This window comes from Donghicola eburneus (assembly GCF_900115865.1).
GTDB lineage: Bacteria > Pseudomonadota > Alphaproteobacteria > Rhodobacterales > Rhodobacteraceae > Donghicola > Donghicola eburneus.
The window spans coordinates 1-19,816 of record NZ_FOXY01000021.1 but is presented as its reverse complement, the minus strand read 5'-3'; the positions used below and the strand labels follow the sequence as shown (position 1 = coordinate 19,816).

The following is a 19,816-nucleotide window of genomic DNA, read 5'->3' as shown; positions in this document are numbered from 1 at the left end:
TAGGTAAGTTTGACGAGCGGGTGCTGAATTGGCCAGAGGTTCTAGTATGCTGTGCTGCGAATTGAGGGAGCAACGAAAACGGCCACACATGTTTTGCTCTTGGCGGCTTTTGAGAATGACGCTTGAGTCCGAGTCAGATTAAGAAATCTGCTCGAGCAAATCCCTGATCGCCGGAAGCCTGTCGAGACTTGAGTCGATCCGCTCCCGCCATCTCGGTCCTTGGGTCCTCGCATGCTCATAGGCCTCGGCGAGGTCGTCAGGTCGGTCGTGGGCGAGGATACGAATAAGATATTCAGCCTGTGCTCGATCCTTACGGGCTTTGGCTTGGTCCGGGCCCCCTTGCCGACGACTGGCTACGATGAGCTTGTGGATTGCGAACCGCTCGGGGCGCGGGATCTGCACCAAAACGCCCGATCGATATAGCGCCAGCGCGTGGATCGGTTCCGCGATCAGAAAATTGAGGTAATGCCAAGCCTGTGCGCTGACCCCCAGTGCCGGAAGCGGCTTAACGCCTTCATCACCGAAAGCGGGCGTCAGGAACTCGACCAAAGCCTCGCCGCCGCTTTGGCGCCATTTCCAGATCTGCTGATCGAACACACCGGGAACCGCGTCGAACTTCATGGCGCGAAGGATATCGCCGGGTTCTTCCTCGACCCGATCCCCCAGAGCCACCGAAAGCCTTTCGAAGCTTGCGAAATCGATGTCTCCGGTCTGAGCCAGTTCATCCGAGTCGAAGCGTACGCCAAGCTCTCCTTGATAGAGCGCATAGGCCGCGGTCCCGATCAATGTTCCGCCTAAACGAAATACGCCAGCTCGGGCGAAAGCCAAAAGCAGTGAGCCCGTCTCCCGATCTGTGCCGATCATCCCCTCGGCGCGCAAAACGCGCGCTAGGCGTGACATGCGTGTCTTGCGCTCTTTCGAAGCGGCCTTCAAATCCGCCGCGCGCGCCAAGCGGTCTCGTAACTCAGGGCTATCCTCTCCGAGGTAGCGGCTCTTCATCTCGGTTCCGATGCGGAAGCGGTCGTAGAGGTAGGTTCGCCCATTGCGCCGACGTTCCTCTACACTGCCAACGATCTCTGCAGCGGCCTCATCAAGGTGCATACGGAGCAGATCTTGATACGCGACCTGAGCTGCTCGGGAGTGCGAAATCGGCTCCAATTGCGACCTCTCTTCAGTTGTGTGTATCAAATTAACAAACGATACACACATCTTGCGTGCGTAGCAAACTTATTTTTGCTGCATACGCGTAGGAGGTCGAAACTGGAATTGCAGTGCCTGAAAAATCGATGGCTCGGATCACTGGTCTGCCAAAAATTGGAAACGCCCAAGTGTGGCTATGTCGGCAGGATATCTTTTTGACATTGCGCCTATATGTCTGCTTATTCAGATGGCTGCTCAGGAGCAGGCGGCCCAGTGGCGCTGCTCTCGTGGCGGGGCATCCGCGCCGCTGAGGTTCTATTCTGAGCTCATCAGCGGGCCAACGGATCCGAGTTCGGGTTTTGAGCTGAGAACACCATCACGCCTGCCTGACAGTTTACCACCTCTACGAAATGACCTCTTCGAACGGATGATCAAGATCACTGCACTAAGACGAAGGCCGGTTTATGCTTTTAGGCGGGCAATCGCCAAATCGAGGTAGTGATGACACTGCTTGTCGCAGATATCCGAAAGCGCACGCAACTTAATATGCCTACGGAGTTTGCCGGAGCCTTCTAGCAGGTCATACGGGTCATCAAATGACGCACCATGAGAGAACTCTAGGGACACATGGTTCGCGTAGGCAAACACACCGCCGATCCGGCTTTTGGGGTTGTGCTGCTCTAACTCAAACACAGTTCCACCATACATAGAGCGCAAGTAGACGTCAGGTGCGCGCTCCAAGAGATGTTCAATCAGAGCATCTCGCACCATGGATTTTAACTGTTCGTCCATTTGGTTAGCTGCTTCCTCCGACGGGCGTTGCAATTTCGACCAAGCAACCATCCAAATCTCTGACATAGGATACTGTCTGTCCCCACGGCTTATCGGAGGGCGCATTCACTGGCGTACAACCTTTTGCAACAGCGCGGTCAAATGCGGTGCGCACATCATCGGTGACAAGGCAAACCTCCCAGGCAGCCGCGGGGCCTTTGGGCGTGTTCGGAAGGACCGACAGTCCATTCATTTCTGCGGCTTCAATCCCAGCGAATGCCAACGTTGTTTCCCCTGTATCCAGCTCGCCATACAAATTGCTTTCGTGAATGAACTTTCGCTGGAGTCCGAAAGCCGCTTCGTAGAAGGCGATGGAGCGGGGTACATCCGCGACGTATATGATCGTGTATCCAAGTTTCATGGGCTTGATTTACCTTCGGCAAGCGGACGCAGTCTTGAATAAATCAGACATGGGTGTGAAATACTCCAGGCAAGTGCAGGTTTTCAGGGATCGCAGATGGGCTGAACCCTCCGAACGCTTGGAAGGCGCGCGTCATGTGCGCATGGTCTGCATACCCGCCTTCATAGGCAGCTTGGGAAAGGGTGATGCCCCCTGAGCAGATCAGCCGTAGCGTTCTGTGGAACTGCGCAAGCTGAATGTAGCTTTTCACCCTCACGCCAACGTTGCCGCAGAAGAGGCGATTGAGATGTCGAGGCGAGCACCCAACAATGCACGAGAGGTTTTCTACGCGAACGCGGCCACCGGTTGAATGGATCACGTCAATCGCGTGTGTCAGCTTGCTGGAATCTGCCGCGCTGTTCTTTGGAAGCGTCCGCTTTAGCTGGTCCATTGGGCCGCCATCACAGGATGTTTCGCCCAACACAGGTATCAGAGCCTCTGCGTCCGAGCCTCGCGCAACGTGGTCTCGGGCTTGCAAAAGTTGGCTGCCCCAAACGGCTACTCCACGTTCTGGCCGCATTCGAAGACCGTACCAGACATCCCCTTTTTCAAAATGAACTGAGTAAGGAAATGTGGCTGGCCCGGTCACGATCGGAATGTACTCGTCCGGCTTCGCTGCCGAAGCGCGGAGGATGAGATCACAACGGCCGTCTGGTAGCACAACGCTTGTCCCGGCCTGCCCTGCACGGAACGACCATAAGGCTTCCGTGGTCCGAGAGGCCTTGGGCGTCTCAATGACCTCTTGATATCCGATGGGGATTTGCATGAAACACTTTATCGATTGCTGATCAAGGTTGTTGGGACGTTACGCCAATCGCTTGCTCAGCCAAAGCAGGCGTTTGACTGAGGTTGCTGGCGGTCCGACGTTGCCGCGGGCGAGTGAGTTTCTGCTACGCGGTTTTCTTGATCAACGAACCATTGCGGAACTGAATCGATCGGCGAGATTAGATTCCAGAAATGAATTGGACTGGGGGAAGCGAACGGCAGCATAGTTTACCCTATGATGACACAGCCTTTATCGCTCCGAATGACCCGTAGTGACGTCAGTCGCAACATGGCGCGTTTCTATTTTTTGTCACTGCAGCCAACTCTTTTTGGAGAGGTGATGTTGATCCGGAATTGGGGCCGAATAGGGACTGCAGGTCAGACGCGGTTTGAGACATTTTCTGAAGAAGAGGCAGCTTTTGTCGCGTTGCACAGACTTCGATGTCAGAAGATAAAAAAGGGCTACTGTGCGGACTAGGTTGCTGTAGGAGAAAATCACATGGCGCGTTCCAAGCGGTACGGAACGCGCGAAACGGTACAGCGGTGGTACAGGCGTCTGTACCGGTAAATTTGTCAGAAAAACAGATAGTTAATACCAAGCGGTACGCTGGTACAGCAAATTCGTGAATTTTAAATATTTACGCGTGTACGTGTGATATTCTATTTTTTCAGAAAGTTATATAAAATCGGACAAATCTCCATATCCTTCTGTTTTTGATGTATAAATTCTGTCCGAAATCTCTCAATCTTGCTCGGATTTGTTTCGGTCAGATCGGTCATCTGTCCGAGTTCTTGCTCCGCAAGCCATCGTTTTGATCCAAGTCTGGGACGGAAGGCGCCCGTGAGCCCGGCGAAATACCAGCGCAGCGGTCGGATCACCGATCACCGATCCATGATGCTCTTGGCAATCTTGTAGGTGCGGGATCGATCTTTGTCAGAGATACGCGTCATGTCTCCGTCTTCCTTGGGCGGGATCAGGAGGCCCGCTTCTTTGAGCTCTTTGCAAGCAGTGGCCTTGGCCACCCCGTCAATCGCGTCAATGAATGGCGTTTTCAAAAAATAGAAAAAGTTCTCATCTTCGAAGACTTTTGGCCCTTTAGCTTCTTTGGCGCGGTTGAGCGGGAACTGCTCGTCAGATTGCAAAGCGTGGACATATTTTTGGATGTTTTTGACGACGGTGCGCAGATCAGAAGACATGGAGCCATCTCTTGCCGCAAACCATTGACGTACCACGTGCTGCATGGCCGGTAAGATGTCTTCTTCCTTCCAACCGGTTATGCCTGCCTGTGTTGCCAGCTTCCCAGCATAGGCGATGACCGCAAATTGGCGAACGATCCTCGGGATTTCGCTGGCGACGCGGTCTTGAGGCCCGAGCTCTTTGAGGAGCTCGGTCTCGAGTTCTGAAACCCGCGTTGCCATCCGATCAAATACCTGCGGGCTCTCAAGCAGCTTTGATACGAACGCCGGACCTGCATGCCCAAAGTTCGTATTTGCTTCGGTCCCAACCGTGTCAGCAAACGTGCGACCATCCGGAAGCGCGTGCAAGCAATCGAACGCCCCAAACCGGGCATCGATGGGCACATCGAGCATGCGCACTTCGATGCCTCCGCGCACTTTCTCGCCACTCCATTCAAGGGTCTGCAGCATGCTGTCTTCGCCCGTCGACAACATGATGGTCTTCCAACTTGCTCGAGAGGTCGCGTTGCCCTCTTTCGTGGCGCGCCCTTTGCCCGCTTCGTTGCCGAGCATGTAGATGACATCGGCGAGTGAAAAGCTCCTTTGGGATTTGGGCAGCTCATCCATGCATAAGACGGTGTTGTTGGCTTCGACCATCTGACCTTCCAGAGCGTTCCCGGTGGACCGCCAGGTTTTCAGCTTCTTGGTCAAGGAGCGCGGCCAAACGCTCTCGGCGGCCTGCAGCAATTTGCTTTTGCCGGTGCTGGTTCCAAGGAATAGATGCACCCCAAAGCTCTGTGCGTTGGGCACAAAGGGCAGGATCGCGCCCGCGAATGCGGCGCAGCACACGAAGATGAGATAGGGATTGCCGATGGCCAAGCGCCCTATCCCGTCTTTCCAGCCCTCAAGCGACCCGGAGGCTTGAGCCGTTGCCTTTTGAGAATAGACAACATCCTCCCCGTACTCTGGCGCTGTGAGGACCTCGCCCGTTGCAAGGACAAAGAAATCTCTATTGTGCCAGCCCAGATGTGTCGCGAGCGTCTGAGGGGCGCTCGTAGGCCAGTCCAGAATGAGATGCTTTATCACTTTCGGGTTCGCGCGCATCTTGCCTCCCGTTTTGCCCATGATCGCGATGGCCTTCGCAGCATTTTCGACGAGCAGTCCATTGGGGACGATCGCCTCCTGAAGCGTCCCTTTTGGGGTCAACACTTCAATAATGAAGGATGTGTCGCTGTGGTCTTCAGCGCTCGCGATTGCTTTGACGCGGAATAAGGAACAAACGGGTTCTCTACAGTGGTGTATCTCTGAGCCCGATCGTTTAAAGTCCCATCCGTGATAGGGTCTGACCTTTGAAAGTTCTTGATCGATCTCTGCCAAAAATGTTTCGAGGTTTTTCTTCTCGGCCTGCTCGGTTGCCGTCATTGTCTCGCTGCCCCTGTCGTTTTTTTGACGGAGTATACAAACGCATAGGTTTGAGCCATGCAAAAATGTTATTCGAAAGGTTGCACGACTCAACGGTGGTGACAGCGCGGACGTGAGATCGGCGCGACGAGAACGCGGCTCAATTCCAGAGCGCGCACGGCTTCAGCTGTCATCGTAGTGGATTAAGCCGGACCGGGCGCATCCCATGCCACGTCTGCATCTTCTGGCAATGCATCATGCGTGGCCTCCGCGGTGGCCTTCAGCACGTCAAACCAGGCCTTGCAGGGGCGTGTCGCGCCAATGATCTGGGATGGCGGCGCGTGCCTCCGGGTGTCCGGCAGCAGTTCCAGAAGACGTTCATGCAAGGCGTCGCCCGCATGGTCGTTGTCAAAACCGGAGAGGACCTCGCGGGTCTCTGCAAGCGTTGCGAGCGCCTTTAATGTTTTGGCGCCGAGGCTGCCGCCCGTGCTGACGTAGAGCGTGTCGGTACGGGCTTCGAGCTCTGCAAGGGCCAAGGCGTTTAGGCCGCTCTCAAACACGACCATGCGGGAGGCTGTTGACGGATCGCCAAGGACGCAAAGGGTTTTGACGCCGCCTTTGGCAAAGCGACCGGTGTTTGAGCTACTTGCCTGTCCCGCGCTGTGTTCGAAGCCTTGGATGTCCCCGGTTTTCGGATGGCGATGGGCAAAGTAAAGCGCGCCATCTACGCCCACTCGGACCGCGTCCCCGAACCGCAGAAGCGTTGCCTTCGAGATGCCTTGGTCTACCGCGAAAGAGCGTTGATCCTGCGCATAGGGGGCTTCTTCCCAACGCCTGCGCGCCTCGGTGTGATCGTGCAGCTCTGCGCGGTCGTCCGCTTGCGAATGTTCAGCTTCGAGACGATCCAGTATTGCGCGGAAGGCATCACACGCCTCGCTGAGGGTGCTGCCCGGATGATCTGCCCGCCAGAGGTCAATCACTGATCCGCCCGTGCCGGTTTTGCTGTTTGTCCAAACCCATGCATTGCTTTTGCGGACTGCTTCGATGGTCTCGGAGCCCCGCACATATGTGCGCGTCTGCTTGCCCTGCGGATCTCGGTTGTCAGTCGCAGGACGCGGCGCAAGCGTCCAGCCCCCTAGCGAGGCAATCACGTCAATGGGAACGGCTTTCTTGCGCGCCAATTCGGCGGCCTCATGGCGCTGCAGCCTGCGCCGGATCCTTCGCATCTTTGCAGAGCCCGCCTTATCCGTGTCTTTTGATGGAATGGCAGGGCTGTCTCCTTGAGGGGAGATCCCTGCGGACGTCAGTCGACGCTTCTCCTGACGCGCAACATAAGCCACGGCCCGTGACACCGGGTCAGAGCGGTCGCGCGTTGCCTCGAGTACGTCCTCAAGCTCTTCGAGGGCCTTGGTGCGTGCCTCAGATCGCTTTGATCGTGCCTGCGCCTTCTCAGCGCGCGCGTCGTCGTGACCGGCAACCGCCTCCAGCGCAGCTCTCTGCGCTCTCTTGGAGAGGGTCTCAATTGGGGGTTCCTGCGCCTGCCGCTGTTTCAAGATCTCATCACACTGGGCTTGGATATCTTCTGGCACACCGGTGACGGTAAGCCCGGCCTCTGCAGCTTCGAGCGACGCGGCCCGCACGAAGTCGGCGGGCCCTTTAAAGGTCACAGAAGACCATCCCTTGGCCTGCGCCATAGCGATCATAATTGCGCGGGCCTCTTTGGTGTTGTTTGAAGAGGTGACCTTGGGACCATGATCAAGGAGGGTGGTGGTATCGTGCAACGTGATGCGTGGTGGCACCTCGTCGAGCGCCACGTACTTGATCTGCCGCGCGACCTCCGGGTCGAGATGGATGTCGCAATAGATGCGGCGCAAGAGCGTCAGTTTGAACGACGATGCCGATGTAGACTTGCGATCCGTTTCGGATACGGCGCCGGTCATGCTGGCGATTGGGGGCGGCAGCTGCGATGGCTTCTCTTTGGGGGCATCACATGGCGGCTCATAGGGGCCGAACCGCTTCTGCATCTTCGAGATCGAGAAGCGCGCGCCGAAGGCAGAGGCTTTTACAAATTCCGTGCTTCCCAGCAGCCAGACCCGGGCGCCTGACCCGTGTGTGCCGTAGCGCAACCCCAACGCCTGAAGGCGCAGGTGCAGGCTCTGCCAGTCCGTTGCCCCGGACACGGCCTCTGCAAAGCGGTCGCGCAGGGTGTCCGTCAGGGAGTGTTCGAAGGTCTCAAAGCCCGTGGACTTCTCGAACTTGCGATCACCGCTAGTTTTGGCCCGCTTGCCTTTGGCGCGATCTGCCTGCTTTTTCTGATTGGCCTTGGAGGCGGGTTTGAGGGTCACCGCGCCATCGGGCGCCACTTCAAAATCGCACCGACCGCGATCATGGCTCCAGCCCTGCAAGAGCTCGATCTCGCGGCAGGCCTTTTCGACGCGCAGGCGGTCATTGGATTTTGACCAGACCTTTCCGGTTTGGGGATGGACCGTGTTTACGATGATGTGGAAATGCGCCTGCGCCGTATCCCGGTGGATGGCGATGACGGCTTGATGGTCATCGAGCCCCAGAGCCTTGAGCAGATAATCCGCGGCCTCAATCTGCTGCGCATCTGTCGGCTGCTCTTGTTCATGCCAACTGACGGCCATGTGGTAAAAGGGCTTTTGGACCCGGCTGTTCAACTCCGAGACAAGGCGCATCTGGGTCGCAGCACTCTGCCAATCAGGTGCCGCGAGGTTGCGGACCTCGACTTGGGTTGCCTTCTCCCAGATATAGCGCACCCCTGGAAGAAAGGCCTCTGCCGTCCCGCCCGAGCCGCGTTCCCCGGGTTTTTTGATGATCTCGACGATCACGAGAGGGATGCCTGCACCGCCGCCATCAGCGCCTTGTGTATGGCGGCAGTGTCCTCAAGCGTGCGCAAGTCGTCCCTAGTGAGCCGTGAGACTTGGCCCTTGTTCAAGGCGCGGGCGATCTGGTTGAGGTTGGAGCCCTGTTTCCCCAATTCGGCCAAAATCTTGATACGCTCCTGCCGTGCGCGCCGCCGGATCAGCTCTTCCCCCAGGATGAACGCGTTCAGATAGTCGTTGGGACTATCATACCCTGCATCAGAGGCGCGCTTTTCAAAGGCTGCGTATGCTGCGGGGGTGACCCGCTTTTGCACATGTTTGGTGGCGCGCCGCTTCTCTGATCTGGGCTTTTTGTCCGCTGCTCTTGCCATCTGCTCTGCCCTCCCGTCCTCAAGCGCCAGAAAGGGGCAGGGGCTTGACGTAGCAGAGTGATGCGCCTTGAGTATCGCGATGCCGTTCTGAGCCGTCACATATCCCATGAAGCGCGATGACCCCGTAGGTCGCGGCGGCGCCAATCACCATCAGACCAACACCCAACGCACCGCCAAACATGGCGCCACGCATCCATGCGCGTTTGCTGAGCAGGTCTGCCCGTTGCTCCACCGCATCCCCAGCGCGCTTGGCGATCTGCTCGGCGCTTTCGTCGATGGCCCGCGCCACGGCTGCGCGGGCCTGCGTTTCTGCCAGAGAGCCAGATTTTTGCAGGATTTTCTCGAGCTTTTGGGTTTCTTTACGCACCGCTTTGACGAGGTAAAAACCAGCCGCGATAAAGAACCTAGTGTAGTACTCCAGCACCAAAATGAGGGGCCAGAATTCGTCCCGGTTTGACAGGCCCAGTGCCACTTTGATCCTCAGAAGGCGGACCTTTTCTTTTTCAGTAGGCATGCGGCCATAAACCTTCTCGAACAGATTTTCGGGGAGATCACTCATCGTCAGCGCTCCCCTGCAGAAGACCAACGGACGTCAACGCCGTGATCCACTCCCTGAGCGCGCCTTTGGCGCGGAGTTTGTGGAGGAACTTGGCGTCGTCGCGCGTCTGGATGGTGTTCAGGTTGCAGTCATTCTTGCCCAGGAACTCCACAAGAGAGGGGTCGAGACGCCCCATGTCGAGGACCTCGCCGCCGATGTTCAAAAGGGTTTGTTTCGACTGGCTCTCTTCAAAGAGTGTGAAGGGCCTCTCCTGATAATGGTTCCGGACGACGATCCAATCTGGTCGATGCGCCGACAAGGCCTCAAGCTCGTCTCGAAGCGCAGCCAAAACCTCGCGGGATTGGTCGATGACGAACAAAAGCACCGCCTTCGCATCGATCGCCTCGAGCAAACCATAAAGCTCGATCATCCCTTCAGCATTGCCGCCAGAGGCCATCTTCGCGGTGGCGTCCGACCCGCCTGCGGGCATATCGACGAGCACATCGTGCGGGCTTTCCACCCAGATATCGTAGAGCGCGTCGAGGCCTGCAGGTGTCCGGATGTCGAGCACCGTCGTCCGATCTTCGTAGAGCATATGCAGTCCGGGGTTTTTGACATCCCCATCAACCAAAGTGAGCGGTAGGCCGACCGCTTCAAAAGCTGCTGCGGTGCGGGTAGCGCATTGGGTTTTTCCAACGCCGCCTTTGTCTCCGTGGACAAGTATTATCTGTTTCATAGACTTCCTTTCATGTTGCGACCTAGGGTCGTCGGGGAGGGGGTATGACGCGCCACTTGCGCATCAGGCTGCCGCGGTGCCGAAGGTGTTTGTGCCTTCGGTCGCGTCATTTCGGGGTGGGGTCTTGAGGGCGCCCGCGCCGGAGCTTTGGCGCGTTTCGGCTGCACCGGCGCAAGACCGCGCTCGGCACGGACCTTTTGCAAATAATTACGGAGGGTGAAGTAGTTGATCTGTTCGTCTGGATCGCGTGTGGCGTTGAGTGCCGCGAGGATCTCAGGCAGAGTGTAGCCTCGCCTCATGGCGTCCTGGATCTGATCGACGAGCTCCCGCACCAGCGCCATGAGGGCATCGGACCGTTTTGGGGGCTGGGTTTTTAGATCCGCCAACGCCTTTTTGGCGCGCGTAAACTCGTTCTCTGTACACATGACACTCTCACTACAAACTACCTGAAAGTGTAAGAGCGATTCGCGAAAATTCTAAGAAAAAAATGAGGTTAACTTTAAAAGTGTAAGATAGGGACCGACAAAGTTCACCTTTGGTACACTTTAAAGTATACTCGGATTGACCCTTGAGTGGACGTCATGTTGACCCGAGGGCCGCGTGCCTAGCAGGGTATGGCGACGGTAAACCGTCACCCCTGCTTTTCTCTCGGCGGCCCTGATAGGCCTTCTCGGGAAAAGGCAACGTCTCACATCCTTGAGGGCTGTTCGGTGTTGAAAGAGGCAGGAGAGAATGAGTGTGTCATCCGGCAAAAATGTAGGGCGATACGGTGTGGTCTGCATCTGCTGAGCGGGGGCTGATGACGTCCCCAAAGCAAAAGGCCGCCCGAACCCGCGGGCGACCTTCTAAAGGGTTCCGATCCGGACCTAGCGGACCTGTTCAGACCCCACGCGGTCGAGCAGGGCATGGATCACCGGCAGCAAGTGGGGGCGGTAGATCTCAGAGACGACGTTGATATGCCCTTCCAGTTCTGTGCAAGGCACGACCGCATCAGGATGCGTTTTGCACAAATGAGAGTGCAGGCGCTTTTCCACGCGGCAGGCCTCGTGTCCGGTCTCGAAGGGCAGCGTGCGCAGCAGATCCACGGTCGCGGAGTCCGGCAGCCCGAGCTGATGGCGGAACCGCTTGTCAGGGTGGGCGCTAAAGCCAACCTTGATGAGCTGCTGGTTCGTGTCGGGCCAGGTAATCCCAAGCAGGTAGATGTAAGAGGGCCGTGAGCACCAACTTTGCCCGCATCCTGCACAGTCGACCTGTCCCCACTGCATGTTTGCGCGGGCGACACGCTGCACATGGCCGCAGCTATGCCGGTAAATGCGATAGTTCGCGTCGTCCATATCTCTGGACAGAAAAGACCAGCCGATGCGCTCGGCTTCTGTGCGCTCTCTGTCTTGGAGACAGTGCTCACACCGATGCTCGACCTCTCCGGCGGCGATACGCTCCAGGAACGCGAACTGTCGCGAGATTTTATGGCCGCAAGGGGCGCGAAACATCCCGTAATGGCGGTCCCTTGAATCGCGATACATGAACTCGAGCCCTGCCGCTTGCGCGAGGTCTTGGCGGCTTTTGCATTGGCATGCCACGCAGGCAGGCTGCGCGGTGCGCAAGGTGAAGATTTTGTGCGCTGTCAGGGCACCACAAGAGTTGCACCGCAGGCACAGATGAAACCTGTCCCGGATCCGGCTGTGAATGGAGAAGCCCTTCTTCTCGGCAATGACGTGCCATTGGAGTGGGATCGGCTTGGGGTAGGGGACCCATGCTTCGGCAGGCACAGTGTCGCTGCGGCGGGGAACATAGAGAGGCTCGCCGATCTCAAGCAGGCAGACGACATGCTCGGGGGGTGTGATGGGATTTTTGGACATAGGAGGGTCTCCTCGGAATCTGAGGTCAGAAGATCAGGGCCAGACAGGGCCCGTGGATGGTGGGGGGATCAGACGGCTGGACACACCAGATGGCGTCGCTGCGATACGGCAGCGAGCACCACGTGTGGGAGTCAGCGAGGGTCTGATCAGGGCTGCAAATGCCAGACGATATCAGGCGGGGTTGCGAGACCCGTGATTCCGAGGGGAAGCGCGTTATTGCGAACGCACGCGCATGCGTTTAGGGAGGCCATAGCCATGACGATGTCTCCAGACGACACGTTGTGGTCAGGGCGGGGTGGAGGCGGCAACCTCCATGTCGCCCGCTTATTCGGGCGCCCGATAACCATAATCCCAGCTTACCAGACTGCGAATCAGGTTGCAATGCGCAACTTTGTGGTACGGCGCATAGTCAAGAGATTTGGCGAGCGTTACCGGCCCGCTTGTAGAGTGAGCACGGGGATTGACCCCCACTTCGCAGACGTCCACTGTTTACCGAAGATTTCCAACCAAGCGACGGTCGGCGGAAGCAAGTCCAGACAGTCACAGACTTCACAACAATCAGGCACAGAGTTTCGTGCAGAGCGACCAAGGGGATTGCCAACTTATTTTCGCCTGATTGACTGACTGACGTTGGTGGGGGCATCCACTGCATCAGCTCACCCCCATTACCGACGTCCTGAGCCTAATCCCTCCAGATGAAGAAGTTTTTTCCGACGGAATGGATTGAATAATTGCCACTCTCTGCGCTGAAGGTCCAAGCAGAGCTTGATTTGAAGAGCTCCTTCCCACAGTGAGTTCGTGGCTCTGTCATGACATTCTTTGTATCGAGAAAATTATTTTCCTCTTTGAGATCGGATTCACAGATTTCATTAAACGTTTCCTCCAACTCCCTAACTTTTTGATAGAATTTTGTTTTAGAAATATTTGACAATCCAAGTGAAATGGACTGAAAGTCCATAATCTTCAATGGGGAAGAAATCTCCATCATGCAAAGAGTATAGAAGTTGAGCACTTTGACTTCCGTTCGACTTTCGTTGGTGAAGGCTATTACCGATTCTGATGGACTTTGCTCCAACATTATCCAATTAGAAATCGCTTTTCTTTGATCTGCGAGATCATTTGGTGAAGGCAAGCAAGTGCTAGAAAACCTGTTAGGATAGATGTTTTCCTCGTGGTTCTGCTTTATATTAGGTGATGAACAGGCAGATACTGCCATTGCTAAGACACATAGGAATCTAAAATCAAACTTTGACATCGCTCGTGGACCCGTGAATCAAATCTTTGTTGGTGTAATGACCCAGCGTTTTCTGCTCAGTTTAGGCCGTTAATCTGAATGCCTCGGCAGGCGTGCGCATGGCAAGGGCCTGATGACGGCGGCTGTTATTAGAAAAGCTGATCCAGTCGCCGATGACGCGCGTGGCGTGCTGGATGCTCTCGAAGCGATGACGGTTGTGTATCGTTCTTTGAAGGTGCAGATGACCCTTTCGACCATGCCATTCTGCTGCGGGCAATGCGGGGTGATGAACTCCTGTTTCAGGCCATAGCTGCGGACCAGTGCCGTGAAGTGTCTGCTTGTAAAAACCAAGCCGTAACACCTTCGGAATGCATCGGTTGAAGTGGCTATGATTGCCTGCGCAGCCCCCAAATTGCGCAGCAGGTGATCATAGCCGGCGTCAGGTCCCTACAGTGGTTTTGTACGAACCACACCACAAGGGAGACCGACTATGACCACGATTAGTATGACACAGACGAAGAGTGTTTTGGCGGCAATCGACATCGCCAAGTCGCGCCATGAGGTTTTGATCGCCATTCCGGGTAAGACGCGCCGCAGAAGATTGACGGTTCTCAATCGGCAGGAAGATTATGATCGTCTGATTGCTACTTTGACAGCGTATGGCCTACCTGTTCGGGTCGCTTTCGAGGCTACTGGCAATTACCACCGCGCCCTTGCTTACAGGCTTGGCATTGCCGGTTTTGAGGTCAAACTTGTGTCCTCTGTGGCCTTGGCCAGAACCCGAGAGGCCCTCAACAACAGTTGGGATAAAAATGACCCGAAAGACGCGCAGGTCATCCTGCATATGATGCAGATCGGGAATGAGCAATTCTATCACGACCCGCTTCTCAACGGCAGGAACGACCTTCAGGAACTGTCTAAAACCCATGACATCGTCTCACGATCAAAAACGGAACTGTGGCACCGAATATTGACACATTATCTGCCCCTCTACTTCCCTGAAGCAGATCGTTTCCACCGCAGCCCTCGGAGCGACTGGTTCTTTGCCTTTCTGGAGCGTTATCCCTCACCACACCTGATTACTGCGATGGACCAAGAGCAGTTTATCTCTGACGCTTGGGATGTCGTCGGGCGAAAGGTGGAAAAAAGCCGTTTCCTCGCAGATGTTTATCAAACAGCCAAAACCTCTGTCGGGCTGCCAATCGCAGCGGATTCCGACGCGGCCCGCATGTTCCGGATGGTCCTCGCAGAGGGCCGCAGCTTGATCGCTCAGCGCAAAATTATCGAAGATCGTGCTGTCGAATTACTCAAGGATCATGGTGACTACCGGCTTTTGACATCCATCCCTGGCATTGGCCCGATCCACGCTCTGACCATTCTAGCCGAGGCTGGTGACCTGCGCCGGTTCGGCCACCACCGCCAGTTTTTGAAGTTTTGCGGTATGGATTTGGCGACCATTCGATCTGGTACATTCCGAGGCCAGACCAAGCTATCCAAATATGGGAACGCCAGACTTCGCCGCACGCTGTGGCTCGCAGGACAAGTCGCCATCATGCAAAAGACGAACAGCTTTCGTGACAAGTTTGAGCGCTACATCGCTAAGGATCGGCAGAACCTCCATCTGCGCCGTAAAGCTTACACCGCAATTGCCGCGAAGATGGCCCGCACCGCGCACGGGATCATCAAGCGCGGCGAACCCTATCCGGTGGCTGGCAGGCGATTTGCTTCGCAAATCTGCCGAGAAGCGCCCCTTCTTCGAGGGGTGATAACAGCAGAGGGACCTTTCTCTGACCTGGCCGTAGGGGCGATCAATCGACCCCGTAGATAATGTTCGGGCCTTCTGCTCAGCGACCCAAAGATCTCGTCTTAAGGACGGTGAGAGCCGCGATCGCGTACTCTGTGTTTGTTATGGGAGAGACAGGTTGTTGACCGAAGCACCGAGCTGACACAAACTCGAACGTGCTGAATGTCTTCAGCATGACAATGGCCTGATGCCAAATCAGCAGATCATTCCGCACATAGGACGTTGTCTGAGCGAAGGAGGAATTCGTTCTGGACGCGGCCAAGGGCGCCAAACCTGCTGATCAAAGCATGTTCCAAAGCCGCGCTGGCGGTGGTCGCTTTTCCGGATCTGGAGATGTGCCAGCCCAGAAGCTCCCGCGTGTGGCAATCGATGACCAAGGCCAGCGAGGCCCAACCGTCTTTTCCTGTCCAAACGCGGGCTAGGTCCGTGGACCAGCGCTCGTTTGGAGCTGTGGCAACTGAGGGCACAGCCTGAATACGAGGGCGCATTCCGATGGCACGCTTGCGAACTTGCCATCCTTTTATGCGGAAAATCCGCTGCACGGTGTTCTTGTTGAACCCTAACAGCCAAGCCACGGTTCGATAACCGAAGGAAGGCTCTTCCTCGATCATGGCTTTGATCGGTTCTGCGAAACGCGGATCGATCTTGGCCGCTGACTTTGTGGGCCTGTAGTAAACTGTCCGCCTTGGAACGCCGAACCAGGCGCAGAGCTTGGTGATCGAGACCTTGATCCCGTCCGCCAGCAGGCCCTCATGGAGCGTCCGGATCAATTGCCGTCCTCCCGCTCCATGAGGGCCTGGAACTTTTTTCGAGCGCGCAACTCGAGCATGGCCTCGCCATAGGCTTCTTGTAGGTCTTTGAGCTGCTTCTCGTACCGCGCGTGGATGTCTTGCGGCGTCGCACGCAGGGAATTCTCCATCCCCTTCTTGGCGTCGTCGACCCAAGTTTCGATCTCGGACGGCGTCAGATCATAGGCCCGGCTGGCTTCCGCCACCGTGGTTTTGCCCTGAATGATCTCGATCACAAGGGCGGTCTTTCGCTTCGCTGTCCAGCGTTTGACGGTCTCGTCCATACTCTTACTCATGGCTACTTTCTTCCTTTATAGCATGAGCAGGAAATCACTGGGTCAGTACATATGCGCCATTCAGGCGGTCGCAAATCGCCTTCATATTGCGAGTTGAGAGCGCCGCGAGTTGGGTGTCGCGCGATGAGCATTGGCGGGCGCGCTTGTTCAGGTTCTCAACGGAACCCTCACCTGCCCGGCAGTGACGAACAGGTCGATGGGCCGCCCTTGGCTGTCGCAGATGTCGTGCAGTTTGGTCCCTCTCGGGCAACGGTTCGTGCCGCCCTTGGTGCGACCGATCAGGCGGCCACGCCCCCTTTTTGGCGGCCATACTGGTCGCCGTTCGGTGGGCCTTCTGGTATGTCGCATTGATCATCACGGTCGTCTTCTCGCGTGTTCCGCCGCCAGCCCGGTCATCATCCGCGCGAAGATGCCCTTTTCGCTCTAACGCTTTCAGCGGCTATAGCGTTTGATGAGGTTCATAGGCGGCAGGTGCATCGCGTCACCGCAAGCCATTGCGAAAGATGAAGATAGTCCCACTCAGCACGCGTCTGGCATAAACCCAAGGCTTACCATGGGACTTGGGAAAGAAAGGCGCCAGACGGGCCATCTGCGCGTCCGTCAGCCAGAAGAGATCGTTCATGTCACCGCTCTGTTGTCCGAGCCGTGAATCATGCGGCGTGACCGAAATCAATGCATCCTTACCCTTCTGTATCCCGGATCTGGTAGCGTGATCCCGTCACGTGTCCCGGCCAGGACCCGCGACGGGGTGGTGGGCGACGTCTGATAGAGGCGCTTTGTGAGACCCTTGCGCACCAAGGGGCGTGCGCGGTTGGGCTGCAGTATACGTCTGAGCGTATAAGTCAATCATATACGCCATGGCGCATATTGACGATTTATACGCCCTTGCGTATACACAGGGCATGAATGATCTCGCACGCACACCACGACAGATCGGCACCGTGATCCAGCGCGCGCGCAAGCAGCGCGGCTGGACGCAGACCGAACTTGCAGAGCAAGCGGGCGTGCGTCAGGCGACAATCTCGATGATAGAGGGCGGAGGCAAGCCGGCAAAGCTGGAAACCATCCTCGCGATCCTTGCGGCGCTCGATCTGGAGTTCAGGATTGGCGCGCGCTCTAAGGGGCATAGCAGCGACATAGAAGAGTTGTTCTGATGGGGCGGCGTCCGGCCTATGTGCCCTTGCGGGTGTATCTGAACAACCGCCGCGTGGGGACGCTTAGCCGCGAGGCCAGTGGGGCCATCGGGTTTTCCTACGAGGCTAAGTGGCTTGGCTGGGGACACGCCTTGCCGGTGTCTTTATCCCTGCCGCTGCGGGAAACCCCTTATCGCGGCGAGGCTGTGACTGCGGTTTTTGAGAACCTGTTGCCGGACTCGGACAGGTTGCGCCGCCTTGTCGCTGAGAGGGTCGGCGCGCGGGGGACAGACGCCTACAGCATGCTCACCAAAATCGGGAATGACTGTGTGGGGGCGCTGCAATTCATCGCAGGTGACCAAGATGCCCCAGACGCAACCGGTAAGATCGAAGGCGAGCCGGTCGATGCGGCGGCCATTGAGAAGATCCTGAATGGATTGAGTGAGGCCCCCCTTGGCCTTGCAAGCGATGACGCTTTTCGGATTTCTGTGGCTGGCGCGCAGGAAAAGACAGCTTTGCTGTGGCACGAGGGGCGGTGGATCAAGCCCCATGGCACCACGCCGACGACGCATCTGATCAAGACGCAGATCGGCAAGTTACCCGGTGGGATCGACCTCTCGGACAGTGTCGAGAACGAATACTACTGCTTGAAACTCGCGGCGGCATTTGGCTTGCCTGTGAACAATGCGTCCATTGAAACCTTCGGTGAAACCAAGGCGCTGGTCATCGAACGCTTTGATCGCCGCTGGACCAAGGACGGTCGCTTGCTGCGCCTGCCGCAAGAGGATTGCTGCCAAGCGCTCTCTGTGCCGCCGACGCTGAAGTACCAGAACGAAGGCGGCCCCGGCATGTATGACGTGCTGAACCTGCTGAAAGGCAGCGATACGCCGATCGAGGATCAGGACGCTTTTCTTAAGGCCCAGATCATCTTTTGGCTGATGGGTGCCACGGACGCCCATGCCAAGAATTTTAGTGTTTTTCTTGGCCCCGGTGGCAGCTATCGCATGACCCCGCTCTACGACGTTGTGACCGCGCAGGTGGCGCTAAACGCCCGCCAGATCGAGCGCAAGCAGATGAGGATGGCCATGTCGGTCGGCACCAACCGTCACTATCGATTTGACCAGATCCACGGGCGGCACTTTGTGCAAACGGCGGTGCGTGCCGGACTGTCTAAGAAGCGCGCGACAGGTATTGTCGAAGAGATCGTTGCCCGCGTGCCAGATGCCCTCGATACTGCAGCGAGCTCTCTGCCGGCGGCCTTTCCGTCGGCAACTGTCGAAGCAGTTGGCGCTGCTGTGATGGTTCGCGTTCGGGGCCTTAGGCTGCCTGATACGGCTTAGCGCCTACGACCGAGGTGTGGCGCTTGATTGTTGTGGTATCAAAGAGACGGGTAGGGTGCAGATGCAGCGCTCTTGGGCGGTGGCTTTGTTGATTTGCTTCAGAATGACCTTCGAGGCGGCGCGCCCCAGGCCGATGCGGTCTTGGCGAATTGTTGTGACCGACGGGCTCACGTAGGCCGCGCTGACGATGTCGTCGAAGCCGACGATGGACATATCCGCTGGCACGTTGAGGCCAGCTTTGGCCAGACCAGACAGCAAACCGATCGCGATTTGGTCAAAGGCGCAGATCACCGCAGTCGGGCGTTCGGGCAAACCAAGCACCCATTCAGCGGCGGCGAAACCTTCTTCGAGTGTGAAATCGCTGCCCCAGATGCGGGTGTCGGGCAGGGCGAAGCCGTGACAGCTCAGGGCGTCGCGCAGGCCACCTTCGGGTTCTGACGTGAAGATGTTGGTATGGGGCTCGCGCAAGAACGCGATATCGCCATGGCCGAGGTCCACCAGATGATCCACGGCCTAAGCGCCTTCCGACCGATTGACACTGCGCACGAAGGGAAGATCGCTGTCGGCCATCAACTCGCACGCAAAGACGACGCGCTCCGTCACATCCGGTGCGTCCAATTCGGCGCGGGCGAATGTAGGCAAGGAGCCGTCTAGGCAGATCACGCCGTCCACAAGAGAGGTGTACAGGTGCGTGAAAACGGACCACGGTAAAGCTTGCGTTGGCGAGCACCAGCGTAACCGCAAACTCCCGGATCGCCGGGTCGATCCGATTGTTCGATGCCCGACCGCGCGCCTTGTGTCGGATCGCTGCCGGACCATCGGTCTGGAACTTCTTAAGAAGTCTGTGAACCTGCCTACGGCTCAATCCCAAGACGTTTGCCGCAGTCGTTGCCGTCATCCGGCCTTGGCTCAGCTGACTCAACACTTCGATCCGATTCAGCTCTCGCTCGCTCATCAAAACCCATCCCATACCCATCACCTCTGCCTATTCCCGTTGGGGCAGAGTGTGACACTTCTACTTTGCAGATGTGGGACACTTTAACTTTGCGCTGTTGGCTCAAGGGTTGTTGCGACAACTTCTCCTATCTTAGCTTCATCATTTCTTCTCTGAAGGCTTCGGTGGGCGTGCGCCAGCCTAGACACTTCCTGGGGGTTCCGTTC

General features: G+C 56.9%; 20 protein-coding genes and 4 pseudogenes. 4 read left to right on the top strand and 20 right to left on the bottom strand.

Going from position 1 to position 19,816, the window contains the following annotated elements:
* Window positions 1–138 precede the first annotated feature (138 nt).
* The 4 genes from BM225_RS20220 to BM225_RS22445 form a co-directional block, all read right to left on the bottom strand.
* Complete coding sequence (locus BM225_RS20220) at window positions 139–1,101, bottom strand: nucleotidyltransferase family protein (RefSeq protein WP_420809870.1); 963 nt, start codon at window positions 1,099–1,101, stop codon at window positions 139–141.
* Between the two features lie 501 nt (window positions 1,102–1,602).
* The gene (locus BM225_RS20215; RefSeq protein ID WP_092465347.1) at window positions 1,603–1,932 is read right to left on the bottom strand and encodes a DUF1801 domain-containing protein; all 330 of its coding nucleotides are present in this window, start codon (window positions 1,930–1,932) and stop codon (window positions 1,603–1,605) included.
* 4 nt (window positions 1,933–1,936) lie between these two features.
* The gene (locus tag BM225_RS20210) at window positions 1,937–2,332 is read right to left on the bottom strand and encodes a VOC family protein (protein WP_092465346.1); all 396 of its coding nucleotides are present in this window, start codon (window positions 2,330–2,332) and stop codon (window positions 1,937–1,939) included.
* Between the two features lie 43 nt (window positions 2,333–2,375).
* Window positions 2,376–2,762, bottom strand: coding sequence for a helix-turn-helix domain-containing protein (locus BM225_RS22445; protein ID WP_420809871.1), 387 nt, complete (start codon window positions 2,760–2,762; stop codon window positions 2,376–2,378).
* Window positions 2,763–3,371: 609 nt separating this feature from the next.
* Here BM225_RS22445 and BM225_RS20200 point away from each other — a divergent pair.
* Entirely contained in the window at window positions 3,372–3,614 is a 243-nt protein-coding gene (locus tag BM225_RS20200) for a WGR domain-containing protein (protein ID WP_092465344.1), read from the top strand.
* A gap of 404 nt (window positions 3,615–4,018) precedes the next feature.
* On the opposite strand, the gene BM225_RS20195 is transcribed toward BM225_RS20200, so the two are convergent.
* From BM225_RS20195 to BM225_RS22435, 10 genes and pseudogenes are all read right to left on the bottom strand, one after another.
* Window positions 4,019–5,734 (bottom strand): DUF927 domain-containing protein, encoded by a 1,716-nt coding sequence (locus BM225_RS20195; RefSeq protein ID WP_092465343.1) that lies wholly within the window; start codon window positions 5,732–5,734, stop codon window positions 4,019–4,021.
* A gap of 182 nt (window positions 5,735–5,916) precedes the next feature.
* A complete protein-coding gene (locus tag BM225_RS20190) occupies window positions 5,917–8,562 on the bottom strand; it encodes a relaxase/mobilization nuclease domain-containing protein (RefSeq protein ID WP_092465342.1) in 2,646 nt (881 codons plus the stop codon).
* On the bottom strand, window positions 8,559–8,927 hold the full coding sequence (locus BM225_RS20185) for a plasmid mobilization protein (RefSeq protein ID WP_092465341.1): 369 nt from the start codon (window positions 8,925–8,927) through the stop codon (window positions 8,559–8,561). Before BM225_RS20185 ends, BM225_RS20190 begins: the two co-directional genes overlap by 4 nt.
* Window positions 8,928–8,946: 19 nt before the next feature.
* A complete protein-coding gene (locus BM225_RS20180; RefSeq protein WP_092465340.1) occupies window positions 8,947–9,486 on the bottom strand; it encodes a hypothetical protein in 540 nt (179 codons plus the stop codon).
* On the bottom strand, window positions 9,479–10,060 hold the full coding sequence (locus BM225_RS20175) for a hypothetical protein (RefSeq protein WP_338061001.1): 582 nt from the start codon (window positions 10,058–10,060) through the stop codon (window positions 9,479–9,481). Before BM225_RS20175 ends, BM225_RS20180 begins: the two co-directional genes overlap by 8 nt.
* A gap of 51 nt (window positions 10,061–10,111) precedes the next feature.
* Window positions 10,112–10,201, bottom strand: a pseudogene (locus tag BM225_RS22440) (hypothetical protein); the annotation flags it as partial.
* Complete coding sequence (locus BM225_RS20170) at window positions 10,198–10,626, bottom strand: hypothetical protein (RefSeq protein ID WP_092465338.1); 429 nt, start codon at window positions 10,624–10,626, stop codon at window positions 10,198–10,200. The gene BM225_RS20170 and the pseudogene BM225_RS22440, both read right to left, overlap by 4 nt.
* Window positions 10,627–11,067: 441 nt before the next feature.
* The gene (locus BM225_RS21905; RefSeq protein WP_177218671.1) at window positions 11,068–12,060 is read right to left on the bottom strand and encodes a hypothetical protein; all 993 of its coding nucleotides are present in this window, start codon (window positions 12,058–12,060) and stop codon (window positions 11,068–11,070) included.
* 682 nt (window positions 12,061–12,742) lie between these two features.
* Entirely contained in the window at window positions 12,743–13,276 is a 534-nt protein-coding gene (locus tag BM225_RS20160) for a hypothetical protein (RefSeq protein ID WP_143095430.1), read from the bottom strand.
* A 100-nt stretch (window positions 13,277–13,376) separates the two neighbouring features.
* On the bottom strand, window positions 13,377–13,655 hold the full coding sequence (locus BM225_RS22435) for an integrase core domain-containing protein (RefSeq protein ID WP_420809869.1): 279 nt from the start codon (window positions 13,653–13,655) through the stop codon (window positions 13,377–13,379).
* A 129-nt stretch (window positions 13,656–13,784) separates the two neighbouring features.
* Between BM225_RS22435 and BM225_RS20150 the strand changes: the two genes are divergently transcribed.
* Window positions 13,785–15,122 (top strand): IS110 family RNA-guided transposase, encoded by a 1,338-nt coding sequence (locus BM225_RS20150; protein ID WP_245780560.1) that lies wholly within the window; start codon window positions 13,785–13,787, stop codon window positions 15,120–15,122.
* 179 nt (window positions 15,123–15,301) lie between these two features.
* On the opposite strand, the gene BM225_RS22240 is transcribed toward BM225_RS20150, so the two are convergent.
* The 4 genes and pseudogenes from BM225_RS22240 to BM225_RS20130 all read right to left on the bottom strand — a co-directional run.
* Window positions 15,302–15,868, bottom strand: a complete 567-nt coding sequence (locus tag BM225_RS22240; RefSeq protein WP_245780559.1) for a DDE-type integrase/transposase/recombinase — start codon at window positions 15,866–15,868, stop codon at window positions 15,302–15,304.
* Window positions 15,865–16,182, bottom strand: coding sequence for a DUF1153 domain-containing protein (locus tag BM225_RS20140; RefSeq protein ID WP_072704661.1), 318 nt, complete (start codon window positions 16,180–16,182; stop codon window positions 15,865–15,867). The genes BM225_RS22240 and BM225_RS20140 overlap by 4 nt, the downstream gene beginning before the upstream one ends.
* Window positions 16,183–16,237: 55 nt before the next feature.
* Window positions 16,238–16,351: pseudogene (locus BM225_RS22430) on the bottom strand (IS30 family transposase); the annotation flags it as partial.
* Window positions 16,351–16,804 (bottom strand): annotated as a pseudogene (locus tag BM225_RS20130) (transposase); the annotation flags it as partial. The pseudogenes BM225_RS20130 and BM225_RS22430, both read right to left, overlap by 1 nt.
* 280 nt (window positions 16,805–17,084) lie before the next feature.
* On the opposite strand from BM225_RS20130, the gene BM225_RS20125 reads away from it, so the two are divergent.
* On the top strand, window positions 17,085–17,336 hold the full coding sequence (locus BM225_RS20125; RefSeq protein WP_072704658.1) for a helix-turn-helix domain-containing protein: 252 nt from the start codon (window positions 17,085–17,087) through the stop codon (window positions 17,334–17,336).
* Complete coding sequence (locus BM225_RS20120) at window positions 17,336–18,655, top strand: type II toxin-antitoxin system HipA family toxin (RefSeq protein WP_072704653.1); 1,320 nt, start codon at window positions 17,336–17,338, stop codon at window positions 18,653–18,655. Before BM225_RS20125 ends, BM225_RS20120 begins: the two co-directional genes overlap by 1 nt.
* Window positions 18,656–18,658: 3 nt before the next feature.
* Here the strand turns inward: BM225_RS20120 and BM225_RS20115 are convergent, their stop codons facing one another.
* Together BM225_RS20115 and BM225_RS20110 are read right to left on the bottom strand one after the other, a co-directional pair.
* Complete coding sequence (locus BM225_RS20115; protein WP_092465335.1) at window positions 18,659–19,165, bottom strand: substrate-binding domain-containing protein; 507 nt, start codon at window positions 19,163–19,165, stop codon at window positions 18,659–18,661.
* 250 nt (window positions 19,166–19,415) lie between these two features.
* Window positions 19,416–19,610: pseudogene (locus BM225_RS20110) on the bottom strand (helix-turn-helix domain-containing protein); the annotation flags it as partial.
* Between the last annotated feature and the right edge of the window lie 206 nt (window positions 19,611–19,816).